The 22924-nt window shown below is 64.5% G+C and carries 19 protein-coding genes; 9 read left to right on the top strand and 10 right to left on the bottom strand.

Translation table 11 applies throughout. From position 1 onward, the window contains the following. Positions 1-74 precede the first annotated feature (74 nt). The gene (gene ptsP, locus HNE_RS03085) at positions 75-2342 is read right to left on the bottom strand and encodes a phosphoenolpyruvate--protein phosphotransferase (RefSeq protein ID WP_011645648.1); all 2268 of its coding nucleotides are present in this window, start codon (positions 2340-2342) and stop codon (positions 75-77) included. A gap of 24 nt (positions 2343-2366) precedes the next feature. Next, entirely contained in the window at positions 2367-3614 is a 1248-nt protein-coding gene (locus tag HNE_RS03080) for an aspartate kinase (protein WP_011645647.1), read from the bottom strand. A 94-nt stretch (positions 3615-3708) separates the two neighbouring features. On the opposite strand from HNE_RS03080, the gene ubiG reads away from it, so the two are divergent. Further along, positions 3709-4485, top strand: a complete 777-nt coding sequence (gene ubiG, locus HNE_RS03075; protein ID WP_011645646.1) for a bifunctional 2-polyprenyl-6-hydroxyphenol methylase/3-demethylubiquinol 3-O-methyltransferase UbiG — start codon at positions 3709-3711, stop codon at positions 4483-4485. Then, positions 4482-5093 (top strand): DUF924 family protein, encoded by a 612-nt coding sequence (locus HNE_RS03070; protein ID WP_011645645.1) that lies wholly within the window; start codon positions 4482-4484, stop codon positions 5091-5093. Before ubiG ends, HNE_RS03070 begins: the two co-directional genes overlap by 4 nt. Before the next feature lie 18 nt (positions 5094-5111). Here HNE_RS03070 and HNE_RS03065 read toward each other — a convergent pair whose 3' ends face one another. Further along, positions 5112-6536, bottom strand: a complete 1425-nt coding sequence (locus HNE_RS03065; RefSeq protein ID WP_233351984.1) for an MFS transporter — start codon at positions 6534-6536, stop codon at positions 5112-5114. Between the two features lie 85 nt (positions 6537-6621). On the opposite strand from HNE_RS03065, the gene HNE_RS03060 reads away from it, so the two are divergent. Beyond that, positions 6622-8115, top strand: a complete 1494-nt coding sequence (locus tag HNE_RS03060) for a M20 family peptidase (RefSeq protein WP_011645643.1) — start codon at positions 6622-6624, stop codon at positions 8113-8115. Here HNE_RS03060 and HNE_RS03055 read toward each other — a convergent pair. Continuing rightward, positions 8096-9580 (bottom strand): pyridoxal phosphate-dependent decarboxylase family protein, encoded by a 1485-nt coding sequence (locus tag HNE_RS03055; protein WP_011645642.1) that lies wholly within the window; start codon positions 9578-9580, stop codon positions 8096-8098. The genes HNE_RS03060 and HNE_RS03055 overlap by 20 nt on opposite strands. Before the next feature lie 207 nt (positions 9581-9787). Between HNE_RS03055 and HNE_RS03050 the strand changes: the two genes are divergently transcribed. Next, a complete protein-coding gene (locus HNE_RS03050; RefSeq protein ID WP_035590167.1) occupies positions 9788-10264 on the top strand; it encodes a hypothetical protein in 477 nt (158 codons plus the stop codon). Between the two features lie 9 nt (positions 10265-10273). Here the strand turns inward: HNE_RS03050 and HNE_RS03045 are convergent, their stop codons facing one another. From HNE_RS03045 to pdeM, 3 genes are all read right to left on the bottom strand, one after another. Then, positions 10274-10891: a S24 family peptidase gene (locus HNE_RS03045; protein WP_011645640.1), complete on the bottom strand. Its 618-nt coding sequence runs from the start codon at positions 10889-10891 to the stop codon at positions 10274-10276. A 60-nt stretch (positions 10892-10951) separates the two neighbouring features. Then, positions 10952-12214, bottom strand: a complete 1263-nt coding sequence (locus HNE_RS03040; RefSeq protein WP_011645639.1) for a SulP family inorganic anion transporter — start codon at positions 12212-12214, stop codon at positions 10952-10954. A gap of 102 nt (positions 12215-12316) precedes the next feature. Further along, entirely contained in the window at positions 12317-13051 is a 735-nt protein-coding gene (pdeM, locus tag HNE_RS03035) for a ligase-associated DNA damage response endonuclease PdeM (RefSeq protein WP_049755001.1), read from the bottom strand. Positions 13052-13192: 141 nt separating this feature from the next. Here pdeM and HNE_RS03030 point away from each other — a divergent pair, with 141 nt between their 5' ends. Then, a complete protein-coding gene (locus HNE_RS03030; protein WP_035590170.1) occupies positions 13193-13675 on the top strand; it encodes a hypothetical protein in 483 nt (160 codons plus the stop codon). 81 nt (positions 13676-13756) lie between these two features. Here HNE_RS03030 and HNE_RS03025 read toward each other — a convergent pair whose 3' ends face one another. Next, complete coding sequence (locus HNE_RS03025; RefSeq protein WP_035590172.1) at positions 13757-14473, bottom strand: hypothetical protein; 717 nt, start codon at positions 14471-14473, stop codon at positions 13757-13759. A gap of 81 nt (positions 14474-14554) precedes the next feature. Further along, positions 14555-15175 carry a phosphatase PAP2 family protein gene (locus HNE_RS03020; protein WP_011645636.1) on the bottom strand — a complete coding sequence of 207 codons (621 nt, stop codon included), beginning with the start codon at positions 15173-15175 and terminating at the stop codon, positions 14555-14557. A 220-nt stretch (positions 15176-15395) separates the two neighbouring features. Here HNE_RS03020 and HNE_RS03015 point away from each other — a divergent pair, with 220 nt between their 5' ends. Both HNE_RS03015 and HNE_RS03010 read left to right on the top strand, forming a co-directional pair. After that, positions 15396-16421, top strand: a complete 1026-nt coding sequence (locus HNE_RS03015) for a sterol desaturase family protein (RefSeq protein ID WP_160162602.1) — start codon at positions 15396-15398, stop codon at positions 16419-16421. Next, on the top strand, positions 16418-17551 hold the full coding sequence (locus HNE_RS03010; protein ID WP_011645634.1) for an acyltransferase family protein: 1134 nt from the start codon (positions 16418-16420) through the stop codon (positions 17549-17551). Before HNE_RS03015 ends, HNE_RS03010 begins: the two co-directional genes overlap by 4 nt. On the opposite strand, the gene HNE_RS03005 is transcribed toward HNE_RS03010, so the two are convergent. Beyond that, positions 17548-20175, bottom strand: coding sequence for a ligase-associated DNA damage response DEXH box helicase (locus tag HNE_RS03005; RefSeq protein ID WP_011645633.1), 2628 nt, complete (start codon positions 20173-20175; stop codon positions 17548-17550). The genes HNE_RS03010 and HNE_RS03005 overlap by 4 nt on opposite strands. Positions 20176-20275: 100 nt before the next feature. Between HNE_RS03005 and HNE_RS03000 the strand changes: the two genes are divergently transcribed. Together HNE_RS03000 and HNE_RS02995 are read left to right on the top strand one after the other, a co-directional pair. Further along, a complete protein-coding gene (locus HNE_RS03000; RefSeq protein WP_011645632.1) occupies positions 20276-20953 on the top strand; it encodes a hypothetical protein in 678 nt (225 codons plus the stop codon). 85 nt (positions 20954-21038) lie between these two features. Further along, positions 21039-22892 (top strand): hypothetical protein, encoded by a 1854-nt coding sequence (locus HNE_RS02995; protein WP_035590174.1) that lies wholly within the window; start codon positions 21039-21041, stop codon positions 22890-22892. Positions 22893-22924 lie beyond the last annotated feature (32 nt).

Below are 22924 nucleotides of genomic sequence, written 5' to 3'. Positions count from 1 at the left end.
CCATATGGGTACCAAATTTGGCAAAAAACGGTCCAGGCCAAGACAAATGCGCCATCATCCCGTCATAACCAGCTTCATGTGTCCGGTATATCGGCCCCATGTTCAATGGCGATCCCTAATACTTGGTTACGGAACGCACCGTTCGGCTTCTCCAGCGCCGCGTCCAGACCCTTGCGGAATCCGGCCAGATCAATGGATCTGAGGGCCTGTTTGACCGGACCGATGGACGAAGCCGACATCGACAGGCTGCTGTAACCGAAGGCAGCAAAGCAGAAAGCGGCCAGCGGGGTGGCGGTTGCCTCCCCGCAGACCGAGAGCCGGATACCGGCGGTCTTGCACGTCTCCGCCACCATCCGCAGGAAACGCAGGGCCGCCGGGCTGATCAAAGCGTACCGGTCTGACACAGACGGCGTCATCCGGTCAGCGGCAAAGAAGAACTGCAACAGATCGTTGGTGCCGACGGAGAGGAAATCGACCTCACCGGCGAGATCCGACAGCGAGAAAGCCAGCGCCGGGGTTTCCAGCATCACGCCGATTTCGAGCTTTGACGGCGTCTTGCCGGTGCGTTTCAGGGTCCAGGCGACCTCTTCCTCCAGCAACGCGCGCGCCTCGCGGAACTCTTCGGGCGTCGTCACCATGGGGAACATGACCGTCAGGGGCCCTTCCCCGGCCGCCCGGACAAGCGCGCGCAGCTGGCGGCGGAAGAGACCTTTATGGTCGAGCGCGAAGCGGATCGAGCGCCAGCCGAGCGCCGGGTTTTCTTCGCGCAGCTGGTTGAGAATGGGCAGAACCTTGTCGCCGCCCAGATCGAGCGTCCGGAAGATGACGGGCCGTCCCGCCGCCCGGTCCAGCACGCGGCGATAGAGCGAAATCTGGTCTTCCAGGCGCGGCAGGCTTTCGGAGACGAGGAACTGGAACTCGGTGCGGAAGAGGCCGACCCCGTCGGCGCCGGCCTGATCGAGCATGTCGAGATCAAGGTCGAGGCCGGCGTTCAGCATCAGCGAGAGGGTTTCGCCGTCTTTTGTCTGCGCGGGGAGCCCCTTGAGGCTGGCATAGACTGCCTGACGCTCCGAGCGGAGCGCCACGCGGGACTTGTAGGCGTCATAGACGGCGTCATCGGGCCGGATGTGCGCCTGGCCCTGTTCGGCGTCGACGATCACATAATCGCCCTGCTCGATCAGGGTGGTGAGCCCCTCGATGCCGCCGATGGCCGGAATGCTGAGCGCGCGCGCCACGATGGCGGCGTGGGAGGAGGCGGCCGCCTCTTCCATCAGGATGCCTTTAAGGCCGGTCTTGGCGTATTCCAGAAGCTCTGCCGGGCCGAGACGGCGGGCGACCAGCACGCTGCTCTCATCGGTGATCTGGGGCTTGTTCTCGTCCCCGCCGAGGATACGCAGCAGCCGGTTGTCGAGGTCTTCCAGGTCATGCAGGCGTTCGCGCAGATAGGGATCGCGCGCGGCCTGCATCTTGGCGCGGTGTTCGCGGCGGGCGCGGTCGACCGAGGCTTCAGCGGAGAGGCCCGAACGCACACCTTCCTGCAACTTTTCGGCCCAGGAATTGTCATGCGCCAGAAGGCGGTAGGCCTCCATCACATCGCGCGGGTCTTCGCCCAGTGCGGCGCCGTCGATCAGCATCATCCGGTCAATCGAGGTGCGCAGGTCCTTCAGGCCCTGCGTCAGCCGCAGGGTTTCCTGTTTCTGGTCGGCGGCAAAGAAGCGGGCGGCCGGAACCACCGGATCGTGCAGCACGGCCCGGCCATAGCCGAGGCCTTCGCAGAAGATGCGCCCGCGCAGGTTTTCGCTGCTCTGGCCCCGGAAGCGCCGGTCAGGCTGGGGCGTAGACTGGTCTTCCTCAATGCGGTGGACGATCTCGGCCAGCACCATGGCAATAGTCTGGAGGGTTTCGATTTCCTCGTCGCGATAGGTGCGCTCGGTGCGGTTCTGCACGACGAGCACGCCGAGCACGCCGCCAGTGCGCAGGATCGGCACGCCGAGGAAGGCATGGAACGGGTCTTCGCCGGTTTCCGGGCGGTAGGAGAAGGCCGGGTGGCGCGGGGCGTCTTCAATCGCGATGGGCTCTGCCGTGCGGGCGACATAGCCGACAAGGCCCTCATTGGCGCCCATGCGGGTCTTGTTGACGGCCTCTTCCTTCAGGCCCTCGGTGGCGATCAGCAGCAGCGTCTCGTCGGCCTCGCGGTGATAGATCGAGCACACATCGGCGACCATGGTGGAGGCAATGATGCGCACCACCTGATCGAGGCGCGAACGTGCGTCACCCTCCTCTGCCATCACCTGGCGGAGGTTGTTCATCAGAACTCGGGTGGCCGGCAGGTTATACGGCATGCTCTCCCGGTCTACGGTGACCCGTCAGTCTGCGTCCAGCCCGAATGCTGTATGAAGTGCCCGGACCGCCAGTTCTGTATAGGGCGCGGCGATCAGAACGGAAATCTTGATCTCGGATGTGGCGATGACATCAATGTTGATGCTCTTTTCCGAGAGGGCGGTGAACATCTTTTCGGCAACGCCGGTATGGCTTTTCATGCCGACGCCGATGATCGAGATCTTCGACACGTCGCGGATCACCTCGATCCGGTCATAGCCGACCTCGGCCTGAAGGCCTTCCAGCGTCTCGCGGGCAAACGGGCTGTCGCGGTCGGTGCAGGTGAAAACGAGGTTCGCCTTGGAGGCTTCGCGCGAGGAGGCCTGGACGATCATGTCCACATTGACGCCGGCGCGGGCGAGCGCAGAGAAGATCTTGGCCGAGGAGCCGGGCTTGTCGGGCACGCCATAGAGGGTGACCTTCGCCTCATCCCGCGAATAGGCAACGCCGCTGACGACCTGTTTTTCCACGATCTCTTCCTCTGAACAGACGAGGGTGCCGGGGCTCTCCTCGCCGGGTTTTACAAAACTGGACAGCACGCGCACCGGCACACCATGGTTCATCGCCAGCTCGACCGAGCGCGTCTGAAGCACTTTGGCGCCCAGGGAGGCCATTTCGAGCATTTCCTCATAGGAAATCTTGTCGATGCGGCGGGCTTTGGGAACGATGCGGGGGTCGGTCGTGTAGACGCCGTCCACATCGGTATAGATATCACACACCTGCGCGCCAAGGGCGGCGGCCACGGCCACGGCGCTGGTGTCAGACCCGCCCCGGCCGAGCGTGGTGACCCGGAAGTCATCGGTCACGCCCTGGAAACCGGCGACGACGGCAATCTCGCCGCTGTCGATGGAATCGGGCAGCGAGCTGTCGTCAAAGCCCATGATGCGAGCGCGGCCATGGCTGTTATCGGTCTTCAGGCGCAGCTGCCAGCCGAGCCAGGAGCGGGCTTTCAGCCCCCGGCGGCGCAGCGCCAGCGCGAGAAGCCCTGCGGTCACCTGCTCGCCCGAGGCGACGACCACGTCGTACTCGTCATCATAGAGGCTGCGCGGCAGATCCTTGCCTGCCGCCCCGTCTGCCAGGGCAACCAGCTTGTTGGTCTCGCCCGACATGGCCGAGACAATCACGGCCATCTTCTCGCCCTTTGCGGCGCGCGCAGCGACGATCTCTGCTACATTCGCAATACGGTCGAGATCGCCGACCGATGTGCCGCCGAATTTGAGTACTGTCCGCGCCATTTCGCCCCAAATACCTTCTGGCCCCTTGAGGCCCGCTCATTTATCGGCCCCTCTAGAAGAAAGTCGGGCCGGGATCAAACAGGATTGCTAAACAATGGCGAGAACAATTGACGCGTCTGACGCAGCGCCCGTGACGCCGAGCATCGACCCGGCCGAAGTGGCCAAGTTTTCCGCCATGGCGGCCGACTGGTGGAACCCTGACGGCAAGTTCAAGCCGCTCCACCGGTTCAACCCCACACGGTTGAAATTCATCCGCGAGACGGCCGAGCGCCATTTCGGCCTGCCTCTGGGGGAGTTGCGCCCGCTCAAGGGCCTGCGTCTGCTCGACATTGGCTGCGGCGGGGGCCTTGTCTCCGAGCCGATGGCGCGCCTGGGCGCGGCGGTCACGGGGGTGGACGCCTCCGAAGCCAATATCAAGACCGCCCTCACCCATGCCAGCCAGCAGGGCCTGAACATCGACTATCGCGCCGGCACGGCCGAGGGTCTGCTGGCGAGCGGCGAGGCGGCGTTCGACATCGTGCTGAATATGGAAGTGGTCGAGCATGTGGCTGACCCGGCGCAGTTCCTGATGGACACTGCCCAGCTGGTGAAGCCCGGCGGGCTGATGATCGTGGCAACGCTCAACAAGACTGCCAAGGCGCTGGCCACCGCCGTGATCGGGGCCGAGTACATCTTGCGCTGGTTGCCGCCAGGCACGCATGACTGGTCGAAATTCCTGGCGCCGGAAGATGTGACCCGGCCGCTGGAAAGCGCGGGGATGGAAACGGACACGCCCATCGGCGTCAGCTTTCATCCACTCAGCGGGGCGTGGAAACTTTCGGAGGATACCAGCGTGAACTATATGGTTGTTGCCCGGAGGCCCGCCGCATGATTGCCCTTCCCTCGCCCGCCACCGTGCATGCTTTCTGGTTTGGCGGGTCAGCCGCATCTCCCGAAGTGCTCAAGACCCATGCACCGCTCTGGTTCAATGGCGGAGACGCGTTTGACCGTATCCTGACAGCGCAGTTTCAGCCGCTTCTTGAAACCCTGTCGGCCGGACCGATGGCGCATGACTGGGCGGCGCGGGGCCCGCGCCAGCGGCTGTCGGCGATCATCGTGCTGGACCAGATGAGCCGCAACATCTTCCGCAAAAGCCCCCGCGCCTTTGCGCAGGACATGCTGGCGCTTCATCTGTGCAAGGAAGGCCTGGCGGCGGGCGAGGATCGCGGGCTTTCCGAAGTGGAGCGCGTGTTCTTCTATCTGCCGCTGGAACATTCCGAAGCGATGGCGGACCAGGAGAGAGCCGTTGCGCTGTTCACCGCCCTGGCGGCGGAGGCCCGGCCGGAGTTCCGCGACTTCGCCGCCAACACGAAAGACTATGCCGAGGCGCACCTGAAAGTGATCGGTGACTTCGGCCGCTTCCCGCATCGCAACGATGTGGTCGGCCGCGAAAGCACCCCGGACGAAAAGGAATGGCTCGCCGAGGGCGGTGGCTTCTAGGTTTCAGATAACCGCCCTTCAGATCACCGGAGGGGGCGCGACCTCTATCCGGCCCTCAAGCTTGCGGGCCGTTTCTTCCTGCACAGCGCGGGTCAGCGGATAGCCGCGCGCCAGGAAACCGGCGAGCAGGTAGAGCAGACCCGGCAGGAAACCGAACACCATGACAAGACCAAAGATCGCCGCGTCGGAATTTTCCTGGCCGGGGCGGAAACCGGCGATCCGGCCAACAATGAAATAGCCCACACCAAAGGCGAGGCTGGAGCCAACTTTGTTGAAGCTCGTCAGCAGCGCATAGAAATTACCGGCGCGGTTTTCCCCGGTCTCTGCGGCCTGCCATTCAACGACATCGGCCGTCATCGCGCGGGCGAGGAAGATCGGCGCGCTGAACGGGATGCCCGCAATCAGCGAGGCGATCAGGAAGGTCGTGAAATTGCCATAGGGCGCCAGCGGAATGAAGGCGATGAAGGCGATACCGGAAAAGGTGGTGGCGATGAAATAGGCGGTCCGCTTTTCGGTTTTCTTGGCCAGCCAGAGCCAGAAGGGCAGCGCGATGATGGCCATGACGAAGAACAGCATCAGCGTCAGGCTGGTCTGCGCGTCATTGGCGCCAAACGCATATTCGGCGACGAAGAGGAAGTTTGCGGCCGTCACTGAAATGGCCGTCGATACAAGCAGCTCAATCGTCAGGAGGCGGCTGAACATCGGCCCGCGAATGGCTTGCAGCAGCGGGCGCAGCTCGAATTTCTCAACCTGTTTGGACTCCCCCCGCAAAGGCGGATCGGGCACGAAGAAACACGACAGCGCCACCGCAATCGGCAGGGCGATAATCATCACCCAGCCCATGACGGCCACCTGCCCGAACCTGTCTGCCTCCACCCCAATCGTGGAGAGGATCAGCGGCGTAGCCAGCAAAGCCAGCATGGCAAACACCGATACGATCTCTGGCCAGAGGAACAGCCGTGAGCGGTCGTCATAATCGCTGGCAATGGCCGGCACCCAGGAGGAGCGTGACGTCTGGAGCAGCGTGAAACCGACATAGAACAGCAGCATCCAGCCGATGAAGTAGACGGGTCCTGCCCCGGCCGGCGGCATGTAGACAAAGAAGGTGGAGATGCCGAGGATCGGTACACAGAGGATGATCCAGTGGCGCACACGCCCGAGCGGCGTGCGGTAGCGGTCGACCATGTAGCCCATGATCGGATCGGTGAAGATGTCCCAGAAGCGCAGCAGCATGAAGAGGAGCCCGGTCAGCTCCAGACCGAGGCCAACCCCATGAGGCGCTTCATTGGCATAGAGCGGCGCGAGGTAGACCCCCAGCGGCAGGCCGACCCCGGCAATGGGAATGCTGAGCGAGGCAAAGGCGAGCACTCGCGGGAACGACAAACGCTTGGTGGGGGACTGGGACATGGCGCGCACACTGCCTTGAGCGAAGGTGACGGCCAAGTCATTTTTTAGCTGCGCCCTCGCTTGACGTGGCGCCGATGCCACGCAAACTGCGGCGCCAGAAGCAGGGAGGACGGGCGACGCCATGATCCGCAATATACTGGTTGGCCTTGGCGCCATCATCGGCATCATCATTGCCGTCGTTCTGTTCCGTACCGCGAGCTATGGGGCCGACCCTGTCGGTGGCCGGGTGGAGCTTCCCGCCGCGCCGGAGATTTCCTCTGAACGCGGCGCACAAAATCTCTCCCGCGCGATCCAGTTTCGCACGATCACGATTGCGCCCGGTGATCCGCGTCCGGGTCAGGAAGGACCGTGGAACGCGCTGCATCAGTGGCTGGAAGAAACCTATCCCGCAGCCCATGCTGCAATGCAGAAAGAACTGGTGCCGGAGACCCTCACCCTGCTCTATACTTGGGAAGGATCTGATCCCGGATTGAAGCCGATCCTGCTGATGGCGCACCAGGATGTTGTGCCGGTGAATATCGGCACGGAGGGAGACTGGACCGGCGGCCCGTTCGATGGCGAGATCGTTGACGGCTATGTTTATGGCCGCGGCGTGATTGACGACAAAGGCTCCCTCGTGGCGCTTATGGAAGCGGCTGAGGCGCTGGCCACATCAGGTTTCCAGCCGAAACGCACAATTTATTTCATGTTTGACCATGACGAAGAAGTTTCCGGTTCGGGCGCCGAGGCGGGCATTGCGCTCTTGAAATCGCGCGGCATCGAGCCGGAGATGGCGCTGGATGAAGGCTTCATGATCGTCGACCCCTCCCCGCTTTCGGGCAAGGCGATGGGGTTCATCGGGATTGCCGAGAAAGGCTATCTGACACTGGAAATCATCGCGACGGGCGAAGGCGGGCATTCGTCCACGCCGCCGCGCGATTCGGCAGCTGTGCGCCTGGCCCGCGCTGTGGTGGCGCTGGACGACAACCAGATGAAGGCGGATTTCTCGAAACCTCCGGTGTCGGACCTTTTCCGCTCCGCCGCCAATGACATGCCTTTCATGCAGAAGATGGCGTTTGCCAATCTCTGGCTCTTCGAAGGCATGATCGACCAGCAGATGAGCGGGATTTCGGCAGGCAACGCCATGATCCGCACGACGACCGCGCCGACCATGCTGGCAGGATCAGCCAAGGAAAACGTACTCGCCCAGAGGGCCAGCGCCATGGTGAACTTCCGTATACACCCCAATGATACCGAAGAGGACGTCATGGAGCACGTGCGCGAGATGACCGCCGACATTGACGGCATCGAGATAAAGGTGGGCCAGCAGGGCATTCGCGGCCTTGGCGCCTCGCCTGTTTCGCCGACGGACAACCTTGCCTATGCCGTGCTCGCCAGCGTGGCGGAAGCGACAGCCGGCGGCGCGCCGGCCGCGCCGGGCCTCGTGCTGGGGGCAACCGATGCGCGCTATGCCAGCGCGATCACGCCCAACGTCTACCGCTTTGCGCCGGCGATCATGTCGCCCGAAGACCTCACCGGTTTCCACGGCACCAATGAACGCCTTGCCGTGGAGAATATGGGACGGCTGGCGACAGGCTATGCGCAGATTATTCTGGCTATGGACGCGGGGGAATGAGGGACGCCCTGACATCCCCATCTTCACCCAGCTTTACAATCTCCGTGAGCAGAAGATCGAGATCGCTGTGCTGCGTGCGGTGATTGGTGAGGTTTATGCGGATGGCAACGCGGCCTTTCAGCTTGGTGGTTGATGGCGCGGCGATGCCGCTTTCCTGAAGGCGGATGACGATTTCCTCGTTCAGCGCGTCCAGCGCGGCCTCGTCCAGCCCGTCGGCGCGGTAGCGGAAGCAGCAGATGTTGAGCTTTGCCGGGGCGAGGAGATCGAAGCGCGTATCGGCGGCGACCTTTGCGGAGAGATAGGCGGCCTGATCGCAGTTGCGGGCGATGGCTTCTCCGAGCTTTGCCGTGCCAAAACCGGCGATCTGGGACCAGACCTTCAGGGCACGGAAGCCGCGCGACAGCTCCGGGCCATATTCCACCGGCCAGGGATTGCCCGCCGCAATGCCGCGCTCGGCGCCCTTGAGATAATCCGGACGGTCCGAGAAGGCATGGCGATGGTGGGCCCCATCGCGGATGAGGACGCAGCCGGCATCATAGTTCACATGCAGCCATTTATGGAAATCGAAGGCGACCGAATCAGCCTGCTCGATAGCCTTGAAGCGTTCGGCATGGGCGGGCGAGAGGCGGGCGAGCGCCCCGAAGGCGCCGTCGACATGGAACCAGAGGTTTTCTTCTTTCGCAATGGCTGAAAGCTCCGCCAGCGGATCGGTTGAGCCGGTATTGACGGTGCCCGCTGTGCCGATGACCAGGAAAGGCGTGAGGCCGGCTTCGCGGTCTGCCTGGATGGCGGCGCGCAGGGCGGCCGTGTCCATCTCATAGGCGTCGTTCACGGGGATACGGCGCAGGGCATCTGTACCCAGGCCGAGAATGTCGAAGGCGCGGGGGTTGCAGGCATGGGCCTCGGCCGAGGCATAGCCCACGAGACGGTCTCCGCAGATGCCTTCCTTGCGGCTGCGGAATTCGAGGCGCGCATCGCGCGCGGCTTTCACGGCGATGACGGTGGCGAGCGAGGTGCCCGAGACGAGGAGGCCGCTGGCGGTTTCGGGGAAGCCGAACATCTCGCGGCACCAGGCAATGACCTGGCGCTCAACATAGATGGCGCCGTGATCGCGCCCGCCGGCGTTCGCGTTGATCGCGCTGGCGACAATCTCGGCCAGCATGTTCTGCGGCGTGCCCGAGCCATGCACCCAGCCGAAGAAGCGCGGATGAGTGTTGCCCACCCCATAGGGCAGCAGTGCGGCGAGCTGGGCGGCGAGGTCTGCCTCTCCCTGCCCTTCCTTTGGGAGAGGCCGGGCAAAGGCGGCTTTCATCTCGGCCGGGAACGGGGTCCAGACGCGGCCTTCGCGGTTGGCGGTCATCTTGTCGATCGCGGCGTCGAGCAGGTCATGCGCCGTCTGGCGGAAGGCTGCCCAATCCTGGGGGTCGAGCCCTGGCTGGGGGACGGGCGGTTTGGGATCGGTCATGGGAGGGCAAGCCTTTGAATTCTGGCTGCTTACTGACTCGCCCGGAGGATGCGCGCAATCCATGGGCGCGCTGACGGGTGCGATTCCCTCGGGGCATGGCGGCGTGTGAGCCAGGCGGCCCCCGTCCTTGCCCCTGTTTGGGGGGTGGGCGGGGTGCCCGGTTTGACGCATTCTGCTGGCCAGTTTCTCTGCCTGAAGGATCATTCCATGCGCAGACACATCCTCGCCGCCGCTGCGCTGCTGGCCGCCTCCCTGCCCGCCTCAGCCGAGACCTGGGGCGTCAACGACGTGCCGAGCCAGGCGCCGACGGGCCAGTGGTCGTGCATGCTGTGGTATGGCGAAGGCCCGCCGATGATGAACATCACGCTGATGAGCGACCGGAATTTCATAACTGTCGCCGCGCCTCAGTTTGCCGCTGTGGCGGACGGGGCCGAGGGGCGCATCGCCTATGCCAGCGGCCGCGGGGGCACCATCGCGCTGCGCAAGGCCGCAGACCGGCCCGAAGCGGTGTTCGTGTTCTTTCCGGACGAGATGGTGGATGCGATCCTCGACCAGTTCCGGGCGCAAGGCACCTTTAGCCTCACCTCCGATGAGGCGAGCGCCAGCTTTCCCGTACCCGGCCTGGGCAGCGGGATTGAGATCCTGAAAACCTGCGTGGACGCATTTCCGGCTGAGGCGGAGTGAGCGGAGGGTTTACTGGCTGGCCCAGAGGATGCGGGCGAGCCAGGCGACTTCGGAGGGTTTGAACTCGCGGGCGGGATAAGCGGGATTGAGCGAGGCGAGTTCGATCAGCCTTGTATTCTTCCGGGCCAGCACCTTGGCCATGACTTCGCCTGCTACAGTTTTGGCAACCACGCGGTCACCCGGTTTCACTTCGGCGCCGGGGGCGACGATGATGCGGTCTCCGGCCCTATAAGCGGGCTCCATCGAATCGCCACTGATTTCAAGGGCGTAGACCGTCTCTGCGCCAAGGCCGGGGAAGCGGACTTCCTCCCAGCCTGCGCCGACGGGGAAACCGGCATCATCAAAGAACCCGTCCTGGCCCGCCTGGGCAAAGCCGATGAGGGGGGCGGAGCCACCCCGGCGGCCTTCGACGAGGGCGGCGAAATCGTCAAAGCCTGCGCCAACGGCGTCGAGCACGCGGGCGAGGCTCTCTGTGCTGGGCCAGCGGGGGCGGCCATCGGCGGCCTCGCGTTTGGACGGGTTGAAACTTGTAGGGTCGAGCCCCGCGCGTTTGGCGAGGGCTGAGGCGGTGAGGCCGTGATGGGCGGCGAGGAGATCAAGCCCCCGCCAGATGTCCTTGTGCTGCATCGCCACGCATCCGTCTGAAAATATAGAATTTATTCCTATTGCAGGAATTTATGCCTATCGTCAACGGCTGGGCGGTGTCCAGTCTGATGGGGGGATATTGCGGCGGCGCAGGCGCAGGGCGAGGCCGAGACCAACACCCACGCCGATGGCGATTGCGAGGTCTGCGACCACTGTGAGGACGAGGGTGAGGATCAGGAGCAGCCGGTCTTCCAGGGGGAGACGGGCGTAGTCCCGCCACTTGTCCGGCTCGCTCATATTCCAGGCCGTCAGCAGCAAAAGCCCGGCCAAAGCGGGCAAGGCAAGCTGCCCGGCGAGGTCAGACAGGGACACCATGATGACAAACAGGGTCAAAGCATGGACAATTCCGGACACCGGCGTGCGCCCGCCGGCCTTTACGTTCGTTGCCGTGCGCGCGATCGCGCCGGTGGCCGGGAGACCGCCGAAAAGACCCGATCCGAGATTGGCCGCGCCCTGGGCGATGAGCTCCGCATTGGGGCGGTGATGGCCGCCGGTCATCCGGTCTGCCACCATCGCCGAGAGGAGCGATTCGACGCCTGCGAGGAAGGCGATGATGAGGGCCGAGGGGAGCAGTTCCTGCAGGCGGGCCAGCGTCACGTCCGGGAAGGTGGGCATGGGGAGGCTGGAGGGCAGGTCTCCGAAACGGCTGGCGATGGTTTCGACCGGGAGATGGGCGAAGGCGACGGTGGCCGAGGTGATGCCGACCGCAACGATGAGGCCCGGCCAGCGGGGCGCGAGGCGGCGGAAGAGGATGATCAGGAGGATGGTGGAAAGGCCAATGCCGAGGGCGGCGGGGCTGAAGCTCTCCCTTGCCTGCCAGAGGGCGGGGAGCTTTTCCAGGAATTCCGCCGGCAGATGATCAACCTGAAGCCCGAGCAGATCCTTGATCTGGCTGGTGGCGATAATGATGGCGATGCCGATGGTGAAGCCGTTGACGACGGCCTCGGGAATGAACTGGATGAGGTTTCCGAGCCTCAGGAACCCGGCGGCGAGGAGGATAAGCCCCGCCATCAACGTGGCGAGGACGAGGCCATCAAAGCCATGGGCGGCGATAACGCCATAAACCACGACGATGAAGGCCCCGGTGGGCCCGCCGATCTGTACCCGGCTGCCGCCGAGGAGCGAGATGAGAAGGCCGCCGATGATCGCCGTGATGAGGCCGATGCCGGGATCCGCGCCCGAGGCGATGGCGATGGCGAGGCTGAGCGGGAGGGCGACCATGGCGACGGTGACGCCGGCAAAGGCATCTGCCGCGAAGAGCTTCGGCGTGTAGGTCTTCAGGGTGGTGAAGAGTTTAGGGGTCACGATCGCTGGCGGGCGCGAGAGTTTGCGGGCGTCCGTACTTCAAGAAACCCTAAAGTATGCCGGACCGCTGCGCCATGCGGCGTGGCTACGCAGGCCGCCGCGCTAGAGCCGCCAGCCGCCGGAGCTGGCCCCGCCCGTGCGGACATCGGGGATGAGATGGCGGCGCGGAAGGGAATATACCCGCCCCTCCCCCATCGCGAAGGCCATGCAGCCTTCGGGGAAGACCGACGAAAAGGCCGTATCCAGAATATTCAGGCCGCCGGCAAAGGCGCCCATGGCAGGCATCACGAGGCGGGCGCCATCGGACGCAAAGCAGCGCCGGCGCACGGCGCGGCCGCGCCCGGCCACCTTGGCGACGGGGTGAAGGTGGCCCGCGATCTCGCCTGCTTCCCCTTCGGGCTCATGCCGGAAGACGAGGCCGTCAAGGCGCAGGACCTTTGCGGCGCGCCCGCCGAGATGGGCCGGGGGATCGGGGTCGTGGTTGCCTTCGATCCAGACCCAGTCATGGGCGGCGGTGAGCGCACGGATGCGGTCTGCGTAGGGCGGCGGGAGACGAAACTCCGACTGACGATCATGGAAACTGTCGCCGAGGGAGAGGATGGTTTCCGGCTGCAGGCGGGCGCACAGCGCCTCGACGCGGGCGAGGGTGGCGCCGGTGTCATATGGCGGGAGAAGCTGGCCAGCGGCGGCGTAATTCGAGCCTTTCTCCAGGTGGAGATCGGACACCACAAGCAGCCGCCGCGCCGCCCACCAGAGGGCGCCTTCGGGCGTCGGCGTCAGCAGCTCTCCGGCAAGGTGGAGCAGCGTTTCATTGGGGAGGGCGCGGGCAGCGGTCATGGGGGTAGGATTGGGGCGAAGCGGGGCGCCGGTCAACGGGGCGACGCATACCCCCGGAACGGGGGATGGAGCCAGGGGGCGGGATAGGGTTTCCTTCACCGCACATCCGGGCATTGGGGCCGGGCATTGGGGAGAGGCACCATGATGAGAGCAATTGCAGCCGCAGGACTGGCCGCGCTGATGACCGCCTGCGCCTCGGCGCCGGCCGGGACACCCCCGGCCGAACCGGTAGTGAAACTGACGGACGAAGAATTTGCGCCGATTGTCTATGCCGCCCATTTCAAGACCAAGCCGGTAGAGAAGGCCGATGAGGCGCTGGGCCAGCTGCTCGCGCGCCCAGACGTGACGGACACGCAGAAGGCTGATGCACTGCAACGCCGAGGATTCCTGCGCGGGCTCTATGTTGCCGACTGGCCGGAAGCCTATCCGCAATGCGCGATGCGCGACTATCTTGCCGCGCTGGAACTGGGGCCGACCGAGAAGGTGAAAGGGCAGATCATGGAGGGGCTGGAATATCAGGTCAGCCGCCGGATCTATTTCAATCAGGCGCCCTTCCTGGGCGTGCCGGAAGACTGCAAGCCTTATGTGACCGAGGCCCTCGCCCTTCTCGGCCCCGGCAAATAAAGCCCGCCAGGCGGGCCGCAGCATGTGTGGCCGGAGAGGCGGGGTGCCTTCCGGATGTACAGAGTGGGAAGCGATCGTTGCTCAGGAGGAATTTGGCGCGGGGGCGAGGGTTTCCGAGGCGGCGAGGTTCATGTCTTCGAGGACGAAGCGGAACTCTTGAAGCAGGTGGCGGGTGTTGCCCGGTATGCGGCTGAAAGAGAGGGGCGCTTTTGAGGGCGCGCCACTGCGCGCGGCGGCGGCGCGGCGTCGCAGATAGCGGCGGGCCTGGCCGAGGATGTCGGCATAGGCGTTCTCCAGCGCGGCGAGGCGGCGCAGAAGGCGGGCGCAGTGGACGGCTTCATCTGCCTTCGGACGGATTTTCGGCGGGAGAGCTGGCGCGGGCGCGGACCAGTCCAGCAGGGAAATGCGCGGGCCTTCGTCCACTTTTGGCGCTGCCTTCGCGGCGCGGATGGCAGGGCGCGGCAGCGGCTCTGTGAGGCAGAAGATGGGCGCGCGCGGGGCGCCTGATTTTGGCGGCGGGGGCGGCTTGCCCTGCCCTTTTGGTTTGGCGTGGGCGCCGGGGCGGACGGGCGGCAGCGTGGCGGCGAGCACCAGGATGGCGCGGCGCACGATGGCCTCCGCGGGCAGGATGAACTTGCGCAGGACAAGCCCGGCAGCACGGCGCGGGACGGACGCGTCGTCAAACCTTGCGAGCGCGGCGCGGGCCAGCACGATGAGGCCGAGCGCGAGGCTGGACGCGCGGCGGATCAGGGCGCCGGGGCTCGTTTCATCTTCCGGGGGCGGAGGGAGTTCGCTCATGGGGATGAGTATAGGCACGGACCGGGAGGGGGTGGACAAGAACGGCGTAAATTTTTTTACGCCGCTGATTCAGAAGAATTTTCAGCTCACTTTTCCGGGGAATAAGGCCTCGATCCGGCCGAACACCCACACCGCGATACCGGCAAGCAGAATGCCGAGCGCGAAGGACGGCAGCATCTGGCTCAGCCAGTGCCCGCCCAGGACGATGCGCGCCGCGCCGCCTGCCAGCATCAACAGGAAGCAAACCGCAAGGGCGATGCGCGCCTGGAGGCTGTCATTCTTCATCCACAAAGCGACGCCAAACAGCGCGCCGAAAACCAGACCAAAGGTGGAGGGCAAACCGCTGGAGCTGCTGGCGCTGGCAACATGGACCAGCGCGGCATCTGGCCGGGACACATAGATCAGTGAGCGGAATATCTGATCAGCGCCCCAGGCGAATCCATAGGCGAGGAGCGGGCTGAACGCGCGCAGCCCGCCCGCAGAAAGGAAGGCAAGCCCAACGGCCAGGACCATACTGGCCCAGAGCCAGGGCGCTTTGGCCATATCCGTCACCGGCCCGGCCCAGGCAGGCGTTTCGCCCAGCAGGGCCTGCAGCGTGCGCGTCACAACCACATCGCCTACGACCGGCCCGCCCGCCATGAGCGAGGCCGCGCCGGGCACAAGAACAAGCAGGGCGAGAAGGAGAGGAAGGCGATAGGGCATGGCGGCGTGGCTCCTGGAGCTGGAAAGGACAGGCTTCGAGCGTGTGTAGCAGCGTTTCGCGCCATGAACGTATCAGGATAGGACATTTCGAAAGGTTTGCCTTCCACAGGGGGCAAAAAACAGGGCCTGAAGCGCGCGCTTTTCACGCCATCTTAAGGCTGGGACCCTAGGCTGGTGCATACGGCATATACGTACAAAAGTGATGGGGCCGGCGACGATCATGCAAGGTATTGCGCGCCTCGCGGAAGGGATTCCGGACGAAGTGCAGCGCCTCGCCGGATGGGCGTGGGGGCTGTTGCCGTTTGATGCGGGCAGCAGGCTGCACTGGACGGGGCTTGCGGCCTTTTTCCTTCTGGGCGCGGGCGCGTGGGTGATGGCCCGCCGGCAGGGTCACGCGGAAGGCAAGACCGGCCTCGCTGATTTCCTCATTCCACGGCACATCTATTTTTCTCAGTCATCGCTTGTGGATGTGAAGGTGTATTTCGCCAACCGTCTTCTTGCACCGGTGACAATTGCAGCAGGACAGGGCCTGACAATCGCAATCGCCGCCACCGTTGCGGGGCTGGCCGCCCCGCTGATCCATTCAGATGCCGGGATGCCCCCTTCTCTTTCAACGATCATTGCAATGACGATCCTGGTGACGATCGCCTCTGACTTTGCCGTTTACTGGACCCACAGGCTGCACCATGAGCATCCGATCCTCTGGCCCTTTCACAAGGTGCACCATAGCGCTGAACATCTGACGCCCCTGACGGTTTTCAGGAAACATCCGGTTTATGACATGATCAGCGCGATCATCCGGGGGGCCTGCGTTGGCCCATTGCTGGGCCTGATCTTCGCCGGCTTTGGGGTCGTGAACTTTTACACGATACTCGGCGTGAGCCTGGTGCCTGTTTTCTTCAACATGGTTGGGGCCAATTTCCGGCACTCTCATATCTGGATTGATTTCGGCCCGGCCGCAGACCGAATATTCATCAGCCCGGCCCAGCATCAGATACATCATTCCTGCGCACCGGAGCATCATGACCGCAACTATGGCGAGATCTTCGCTCTGTGGGACTGGATGTTCGGCACACTGTATATTCCCGAAGGGCGCGAGACGCTTGTGTTTGGCGTGGCCGATGCAAGCGGGGTGCGCGAGGCGCAGGTGCATACGTCGCTGGCGAGCGCCTATATGGTGCCGTTTGCCGAAGCGGCCGAGGCAATGCGGGCGCGCGGAGCTTCCGGCGGGGTGATGGCAGAATGACGCGCGGCTTTTCTCTCTATCTCGACGCGCTGCGCTTTCTGGCCGCCCTCGTCGTGCTGGCCTCGCACATGGGGTATGAACGCTTCACGCAAGGCAGCCTGGCGTGGATACGCGAGCTGAACCTCGGCAGCGACGCGGTGGTGGTGTTCTTTGTGCTTTCCGGCTTTGTGATTGCCCATACGACCTTTTCGCGCGCGCGCGGCGCGGCGGCCTATGCGCAGGCGCGGATGGCGCGGCTCTATTCGGTGATCCTCCCTGCCCTGATCGTTACCTTCCTGCTGGACCAGGCAGGCACGGCCTTCCTCCCGCACGCTTATGAGGGCTGGTGGTACAATGGCGCCGAGATGGGGGAGCAATACCTGCGGGCCGTGACGTTCACGACGCATGTCTGGAACGACTACATGCGCGTGGGCACGAACGGGCCGTTCTGGTCGGTCGCCTATGAAGCCTGGTATTATGCCGGGTTTGGCGTGGCGGTGTTCTGCCGCGGGATCGTTCGCTGGGGTCTCCTGGGACTGATGGCTCTGGTCGCCGGCCCGGCGATCCTGCTGCTGGCGCCCTGCTGGGGGCTTGGCGTGCTGCTTCAGCAAGCCATGGCGCGCGGGCTGGGCGACGGTATTTCGCGGCTGTCTGCATGGGTTCTGGCGCTGGCGCCCTGGGGCTTCTACGCGCTCGCGCTGGCTTTGCAGATGCCGGATCGGCTTCTGGTACAGACCTGGTTCCTGCTGGGGGAACAGGCACCCATATCCGTCCTCGGATTTTCCGATGAGTTCCTCTGGAATTTCGTGATCGCCAACCTGATGGCCGCGCATTTTCTGGGCGTCCACTGCCTGGCAAAGGGTGCCGGCTGGATCGGACCGCGGGCGGAATCGGTTATCCGCTGGTGTGCGGGCGCCACCTTCTCGATCTACCTTTTCCATTATCCCATACTGACCTTCCTGCATGGCCTGCCGGGCTATGACGGCACCAATGCGGCTCATGCCACGTTGCTGGCCGCGGTGACGCTGGGCGCGTGTTTCGCGCTGGCGGAAGTTTCCGAGCGGCGTCTGGATTTCTGGAAGCAGATTGTGGCGCGCGTGTTCGACTGCATCGGTGCGCGGTGGCTAGGCACGCAAGCGGCGCGCGCCTAGCCCATCGCGTCGCGGACGAGGTCTTCTTCGGCTTCGCGGAGGATGGCTTCCATGGCGGATGCGCCGAAGACAGGTTCGCGGCCAACCTCGAGCATGACGGGGACGGCGAAGGGGCTGATCTTGGCGAGCGGCTTGTGGACGATGTGGCCGTGGATGCGGGCGAGCATGTCTGAGAGGCGGCGGACATCGAGGAGGCCGGTGGCGGCGTCGGCGCGGGTGGCCTGGAGGAGGATGTGGCCGGGCTCGTGGCTGCGCAGGACATCGAAGATGAGGTCTGTCGAGAAGGTGACCTGACGGGAGTTTTTCTCCGTGCCCGGCATATTCCGGTGGATGAGGCCGGAGATGAGGGCGCAGTGGGCAAAGGTGCGCTTCATCAGGGCGCTTTCGTCGAGCCATTCTTCAAGGTCGTCGCCCAGCATCTCGGGATGGAAAATCTCTGCCATATCGAGGCCGCGCATGTCTTCCATACCCCAGACGGCCATCGCGTATTCACTGGCGACGAAACCGACCGGCTTTGCCCCTGCCCGCTCGAGGCGGCGGGTGACGAGCATGCCGAGGGTCTGGTGAGCGAGGCGGCCCTCGAAGGGATAGGAGACGAGGTAATGACGGTCTGCGCGCGGGAAGGTTTCGACGAGGAGGTGATCGGGCGGCGGAATGGCCGAACGCAGCTCCTGGATTTCGAACCATTCGCGCACGGGGTCTGGCAGGTGTTTCCATTCTTCGGGATTGTGGATCATGTGGCGGACACGGTCTGCGAGGAACGTGCTGAGGGGAAATTTTCCGCCATTATAGGTGGGGATGGCGGGGCTGTCTGACTGGGCGCGGGTGACGAGGGCGTCCATACCGTCGATTGTGAGCAGGCGGAGGATTTCGCCGGCGAAGAGGAAGGTGTCGCCGGGCGTGAGGAGGCTGAGGAAGTATTCTTCCATTTCGCCGAGTTTTCTGCCTGCTCTTATGGCACGGCGCTGTTCCCCTCCCCCGCTATTGGGAGATGCGCCGCCCGCAAAGCTTGCGAGGCGGACTGACAGCATGGGCGCTTCGACGATGGCGCCGACATTCATGCGGTGGGCCTGTTTGTCTCTGGGGGTGCGGGCGACCCAGAGGCCGTCGGCGCGGCGCACGATCCGGTGGAAGCGGTCATAGGTTTTCAGGGCGTAGCCGCCGGTGGCGACGAAATCGACGAGGCGTTCATAGGTTTCCCAGTCGAGGGCGGCGTAGGGCTGGGCGCGGCGGATTTCATCGTAGAGGGCGGGGAGATGGAAGCCTTCACCGCAGGCGCGGCCCATGATGTGCTGGGCGAGGATGTCCAGCGCGCCGGCGCGGGGGCCGTCTCCGTCGATCTCTCCGGCTTCGACGGCGGCCTGGGCGGCGCGGCATTCGAGGACTTCGAATCGGTTTGTGGGTACAAGGAGGGCTTTGCTGGCTTCGTCCATACGGTGGTTGGAGCGGCCGATGCGCTGGATGAGGCGGGCGGCGCCTTTGGGCGCGCCCATCTGGATGACGAGATCAACCTCGCCCCAGTCGATGCCGAGATCGAGGGTGGAGGTGCAGACGACGGCCTTGAGGAGACCGGCAGCCATTGCGGCCTCGACCCGCTCGCGCTGGTCGCGGGCGAGCGAGCCATGATGGAGCGCGATGGGGAGGTTGTCTTCGTTGGCGGCCCAGAGCTCCTGGAAGAGAAGCTCTGCCTGGCTGCGCGTGTTGACGAAGACGAGCGTCATCTTCGCGTCGCGGATGGCCTCATAGACCTCGGGCACGGCGAAGCGGCCTGAATGGCCGGACCAGGGAATGCGCTGGCGGGAGACGAGGATGTCGATGTCAGGGTTTATGGTGGTCGGGGTTTGAATGATGTGGACGGAGGGTATTGGCCCCCTCGCCCGTTCGGGGAGAAGGGGTTGGGCGTGAGAGGTGGCCACGGGCGATGCGCTGCTGGGCTGCCCCCTCACCCCTGCCCCTCTCCCCGAGGGGAGAGGGGTTGAAGGAGCGCTGCGCACATCGAGCCAACCGGCGAGTTGCTCCGGGTCTCGTACGGTGGCGGAGAGGCCGAGGAAGCGGCAGGTGGGGGACCATTCGGCAAGCGTTGCGAGGCCGAGGGAGAGCAGGTCGCCGCGTTTGGACGGGGCGATGGCGTGGATTTCGTCGATGATGACGCATTTGAGATCGGCGAAGAAGTTTGCGGCATTGTCGGACGCGATCAGGAGGGCGAGCTGTTCGGGCGTCGTCAGCAGGATGTCCGGCGGGGTCTTGCGCTGGCGCTGGCGGACATGGGTGGCGGTGTCGCCGGTGCGGGTTTCGATGCGGATGGGGAGGGCCATCTCGGTCACCGGCGTCATGACATTGCGCTGAACGTCGGCAGCGAGGGCTTTGAGGGGGGAGATGTAGAGGGTGTGGAGGCTCGGGATATGGGAGTTTGAGCGGGGCTTTTGCGCAAGCTCGATCAGGCTGCCGAGGAAGCCGGCGAGCGTCTTGCCCCCGCCTGTCGGGGCGATGAGGAGCGCGCTGCCCCCGGAGAGGGAGGTTTCAGCCAGGGCAAGCTGGTGCGGACGGGGCGACCAGCCGCGCCTGGCAAACCACGCCGCGAAGGCGGGCGGCAGCTGAAACGGGGGCGGAGCGGTATCGGGCATGGCAGAGATTAAACTAGGGCAAGCCAGAGCGTCTGGCTCTTTCATTTTGCTGCGGAACGGATGAAGTTGACGGCAAGCTGCAACTTCAAGGAGCGAGCCGATGCGCCGCCGCCCTCTTCTGACCGGACTTTTGCTGATGGGCCTCGCCCTGCCCGCAGGCGCAGACGCGCTGCTGGAGAAGGCGCGGGCGGTTTCTGAAGAGGGGCCCGCCTATCTTTTTGATATGGCGTTTGATGATGGCGAACAGCCCTTCACGTTTCAGGTGGATCAGACCCGGCCCGAGGGCGAGCGGGTGGTGGCGGTGACGCCGGCGAGCTTTGAGGGCGACGCCGCCAAGCGAGTCGAGCGCTTGAAAGAGGAAACCAAGGGCGACATCTGGTGCAACAGCTTTACCGACAGCATTCCCAAAGACGCCAAACGCATTTCGGAAACGGCGCGCGCGGCGACCTATAGTTTCGTGCCCCTGCCCGGCGAAGAAAAAGAGATGCGCGACATTGTGAAGTACCTGACCGGCACGGCGACGCTGGATAAGACGACGGGCAATGTGCTCTCCTATGAGCTGACCGCGCCCAAGGCGTTCAAGCCGGCGATGGTGGCGAAGGTGGACGCGTTCAGCATGAAGGTGGCGTGCAAAGCGGCGCCGGACGGGCGCAGCCATGTGGATACGTTTGCGCTGAAGGTATCGGGCACGGCGATGATGAAGCCGTTCAGCCAGAATGAGACGCGCAAGGTGTCAAACCTGAAAGCGGCGCCAGAGTCCGGCTACGGAGCGCCGTGAGCGCTTGCCTTATTCTGGCCTTGCGGGGCGTGTTTTTTGCGGCTTGAACGCCTGAAACAGCCCCTGGGAGAATGAAGTGAATTTGATGTCCGGCCTGAGGGTGTTTGCCCTGTCCGCGCTGCTGTCTGCGGCCCCTGTGCTTCCCTCGCTGTCTGAAGCGCCGCGCCCTGAGGCGGTTGCGGGCGCGGGAGATGTGGAGACGCTGTTTGCGCAGGCGCTGGCCCGGCCGGCCGCGCGCGGCGGCGCCCAGAGCTTTGACCCTGCGCAGCTGCAAGCCCTGTTTGGCGACGCGGCGGCGCTGACCTTTACCGGCAACGGCATTGACCGCGCCAGCGGGGCACAGCGGCTGGACGGCGTGACGCTGACCCTGCCGGGCGCGCAAGGCGGGCCCCTTCTCATCGCCGATGAAGCGCTGATCTGGAACCTGGATACAGCTGCCCTGTCAGCGCGGCTGCGCGGCGAGCGGCTGGGGGACACGGTGCGCATTTTTGACCGGATCGAGCTGAAGGGCGTATCGCTCGACCTGACCGATTATGCCGGGGCGGTGAACGATGCTGTGAACACGGCGCTGGACGATCCGCAGGCGGCAATGACGGAGACCTCGGCCATGGAGGTGGGCACGCTGGTGCTGGGCGGGCTGACGCTGCACCCGTGGACGCATGAAGCCGTGGAGGGCGAAGATGACGGCGTGGCGGCGCTGCGGCTTGTGTCGACTTTTGCGCGCAGTGTGTCGCTCGACACGGCGTTCTTCCAGGATGTGGTGAACACGCAGACCGTGAGCGACACGGCAGTGTCGGGATCGGCGGTGTCGAAGTATCCGCGCCAGCTGGTCTATGGATATGATCGCGGCAAGATCGGCGGGGCGATCCAGACGGGCGTGACCTTTGAAGGGATATTCGAGCCCGGCATTTCGGAGACCGGCGAAGTGATCCCCGAAGGGCTGGCGATGTCTGGCAGCAGCGGATTTGGATCGTGGACGGGCGCGGATTTCTCGAAACTGCTGGAATGGGGCGAGAGAGGCGAGATGCCGCCCTTTTCAGAGCGGGATCTGTGGAACCTTGGCAGCTACACGCTGGAAGACACATCAATCTCGCTGAGTGGGAAGCCGGTGATGGAGATCGGCAGGATGGCGTTCACCGCCACCAAGTTCAGCTGGTTCCTGCCTGAGGAAATCCAGGTCAGCCATGAAGACGTGTCGATGGATATGGGCGCGTTTCTGGAATTTGCCATTGCGATTGATCCGGAGGCGGCACAAAAATCGAGCGAGGGGCCATCGCTGGTGGAGATTGCCGCGATGCTGGACAAGGTGGGGCTCAACAAGCTGTCCGGGGACGGCGCATTCACCTTCCGCTGGAACCCGGAAACGGGCGCGGCGCAGCTGGAGAATACCGGCACGGCCGATGGCCTGTTCGCCGGAAGCACCAAGGTCGACGCGACCCTGCCCTCCTATGCGGCGCTGGCGCCGATGTTCGGGGAAGATGGGCAGAGCTTTGACGCCAAGGACATTGATGATCTGCTGGAAGACCATCTGGTGCTGAAAAACGCCGCGACCCGGCTGACGGATATGGGCGGGCTGAATACGCTGGCGGCGCTGACCATCGAGATTGCCAAATCCGGCGCGATTGATGATCCGATGGCGGCAAACTTTGCCAATGCCACGCCCGAAACCGTGCGGATGTTTGCCTCTGGCCTGGTGATGATGGGCAGCGCCTCGATGACCGAGGACTTTCCCCAAGCCACCGCCTGGGCGGGGAAGCTGTCGCAGTTCCTGACCGGGGGCGGCACCCTTGAAGTGAGCGCAGCGCCCGAGCCCGGCCTGTTCAAGGATACCGGGCTCGATTCGGGCGGGATGAGCGCGCAGACGCCCGGCGCACTCGCGGAGCTGCTGGGGATTGCCGTGACGCATACACCCGCGCCCGCAAAGACAGACGGCCGCTGACATCCATCAGCGGCCGCCGGATTCCGGTATCG

The sequence above is a fragment of the Hyphomonas neptunium ATCC 15444 genome (assembly GCF_000013025.1).
GTDB classification, from domain to species: domain Bacteria; phylum Pseudomonadota; class Alphaproteobacteria; order Caulobacterales; family Hyphomonadaceae; genus Hyphomonas; species Hyphomonas neptunia.
The sequence above is the reverse complement of the archived record's forward strand: the minus strand, read 5'-3'. Positions and strand labels throughout refer to the sequence as shown.

Excerpts from the sequence above, each read along its gene's own strand:
- HNE_RS03005 (WP_011645633.1), bottom strand. The coding sequence starts at position 20,175 with ATGCCCGATACCGCTCCGCCCCCGTTTCAGCTGCCGCCCGCCTTCGCG.
- ptsP (WP_011645648.1), bottom strand. The coding sequence starts at position 2,342 with ATGCCGTATAACCTGCCGGCCACCCGAGTTCTGATGAACAACCTCCGC.
- ubiG (WP_011645646.1), top strand. The coding sequence starts at position 3,709 with ATGGCGAGAACAATTGACGCGTCTGACGCAGCGCCCGTGACGCCGAGC.
- HNE_RS03055 (WP_011645642.1), bottom strand. The coding sequence starts at position 9,580 with ATGACCGATCCCAAACCGCCCGTCCCCCAGCCAGGGCTCGACCCCCAG.
- HNE_RS03030 (WP_035590170.1), top strand. The coding sequence starts at position 13,193 with ATGATGAGAGCAATTGCAGCCGCAGGACTGGCCGCGCTGATGACCGCC.
- HNE_RS03070 (WP_011645645.1), top strand. The coding sequence starts at position 4,482 with ATGATTGCCCTTCCCTCGCCCGCCACCGTGCATGCTTTCTGGTTTGGC.
- HNE_RS03025 (WP_035590172.1), bottom strand. The coding sequence starts at position 14,473 with ATGAGCGAACTCCCTCCGCCCCCGGAAGATGAAACGAGCCCCGGCGCC.
- HNE_RS03060 (WP_011645643.1), top strand. The coding sequence starts at position 6,622 with ATGATCCGCAATATACTGGTTGGCCTTGGCGCCATCATCGGCATCATC.
- HNE_RS03080 (WP_011645647.1), bottom strand. The coding sequence starts at position 3,614 with ATGGCGCGGACAGTACTCAAATTCGGCGGCACATCGGTCGGCGATCTC.
- HNE_RS03020 (WP_011645636.1), bottom strand. The coding sequence starts at position 15,175 with ATGCCCTATCGCCTTCCTCTCCTTCTCGCCCTGCTTGTTCTTGTGCCC.
- HNE_RS03050 (WP_035590167.1), top strand. The coding sequence starts at position 9,788 with ATGCGCAGACACATCCTCGCCGCCGCTGCGCTGCTGGCCGCCTCCCTG.
- HNE_RS03010 (WP_011645634.1), top strand. The coding sequence starts at position 16,418 with ATGACGCGCGGCTTTTCTCTCTATCTCGACGCGCTGCGCTTTCTGGCC.
- pdeM (WP_049755001.1), bottom strand. The coding sequence starts at position 13,051 with ATGACCGCTGCCCGCGCCCTCCCCAATGAAACGCTGCTCCACCTTGCC.
- HNE_RS02995 (WP_035590174.1), top strand. The coding sequence starts at position 21,039 with ATGTCCGGCCTGAGGGTGTTTGCCCTGTCCGCGCTGCTGTCTGCGGCC.
- HNE_RS03045 (WP_011645640.1), bottom strand. The coding sequence starts at position 10,891 with ATGCAGCACAAGGACATCTGGCGGGGGCTTGATCTCCTCGCCGCCCAT.
- HNE_RS03000 (WP_011645632.1), top strand. The coding sequence starts at position 20,276 with ATGCGCCGCCGCCCTCTTCTGACCGGACTTTTGCTGATGGGCCTCGCC.
- HNE_RS03015 (WP_160162602.1), top strand. The coding sequence starts at position 15,396 with ATGCAAGGTATTGCGCGCCTCGCGGAAGGGATTCCGGACGAAGTGCAG.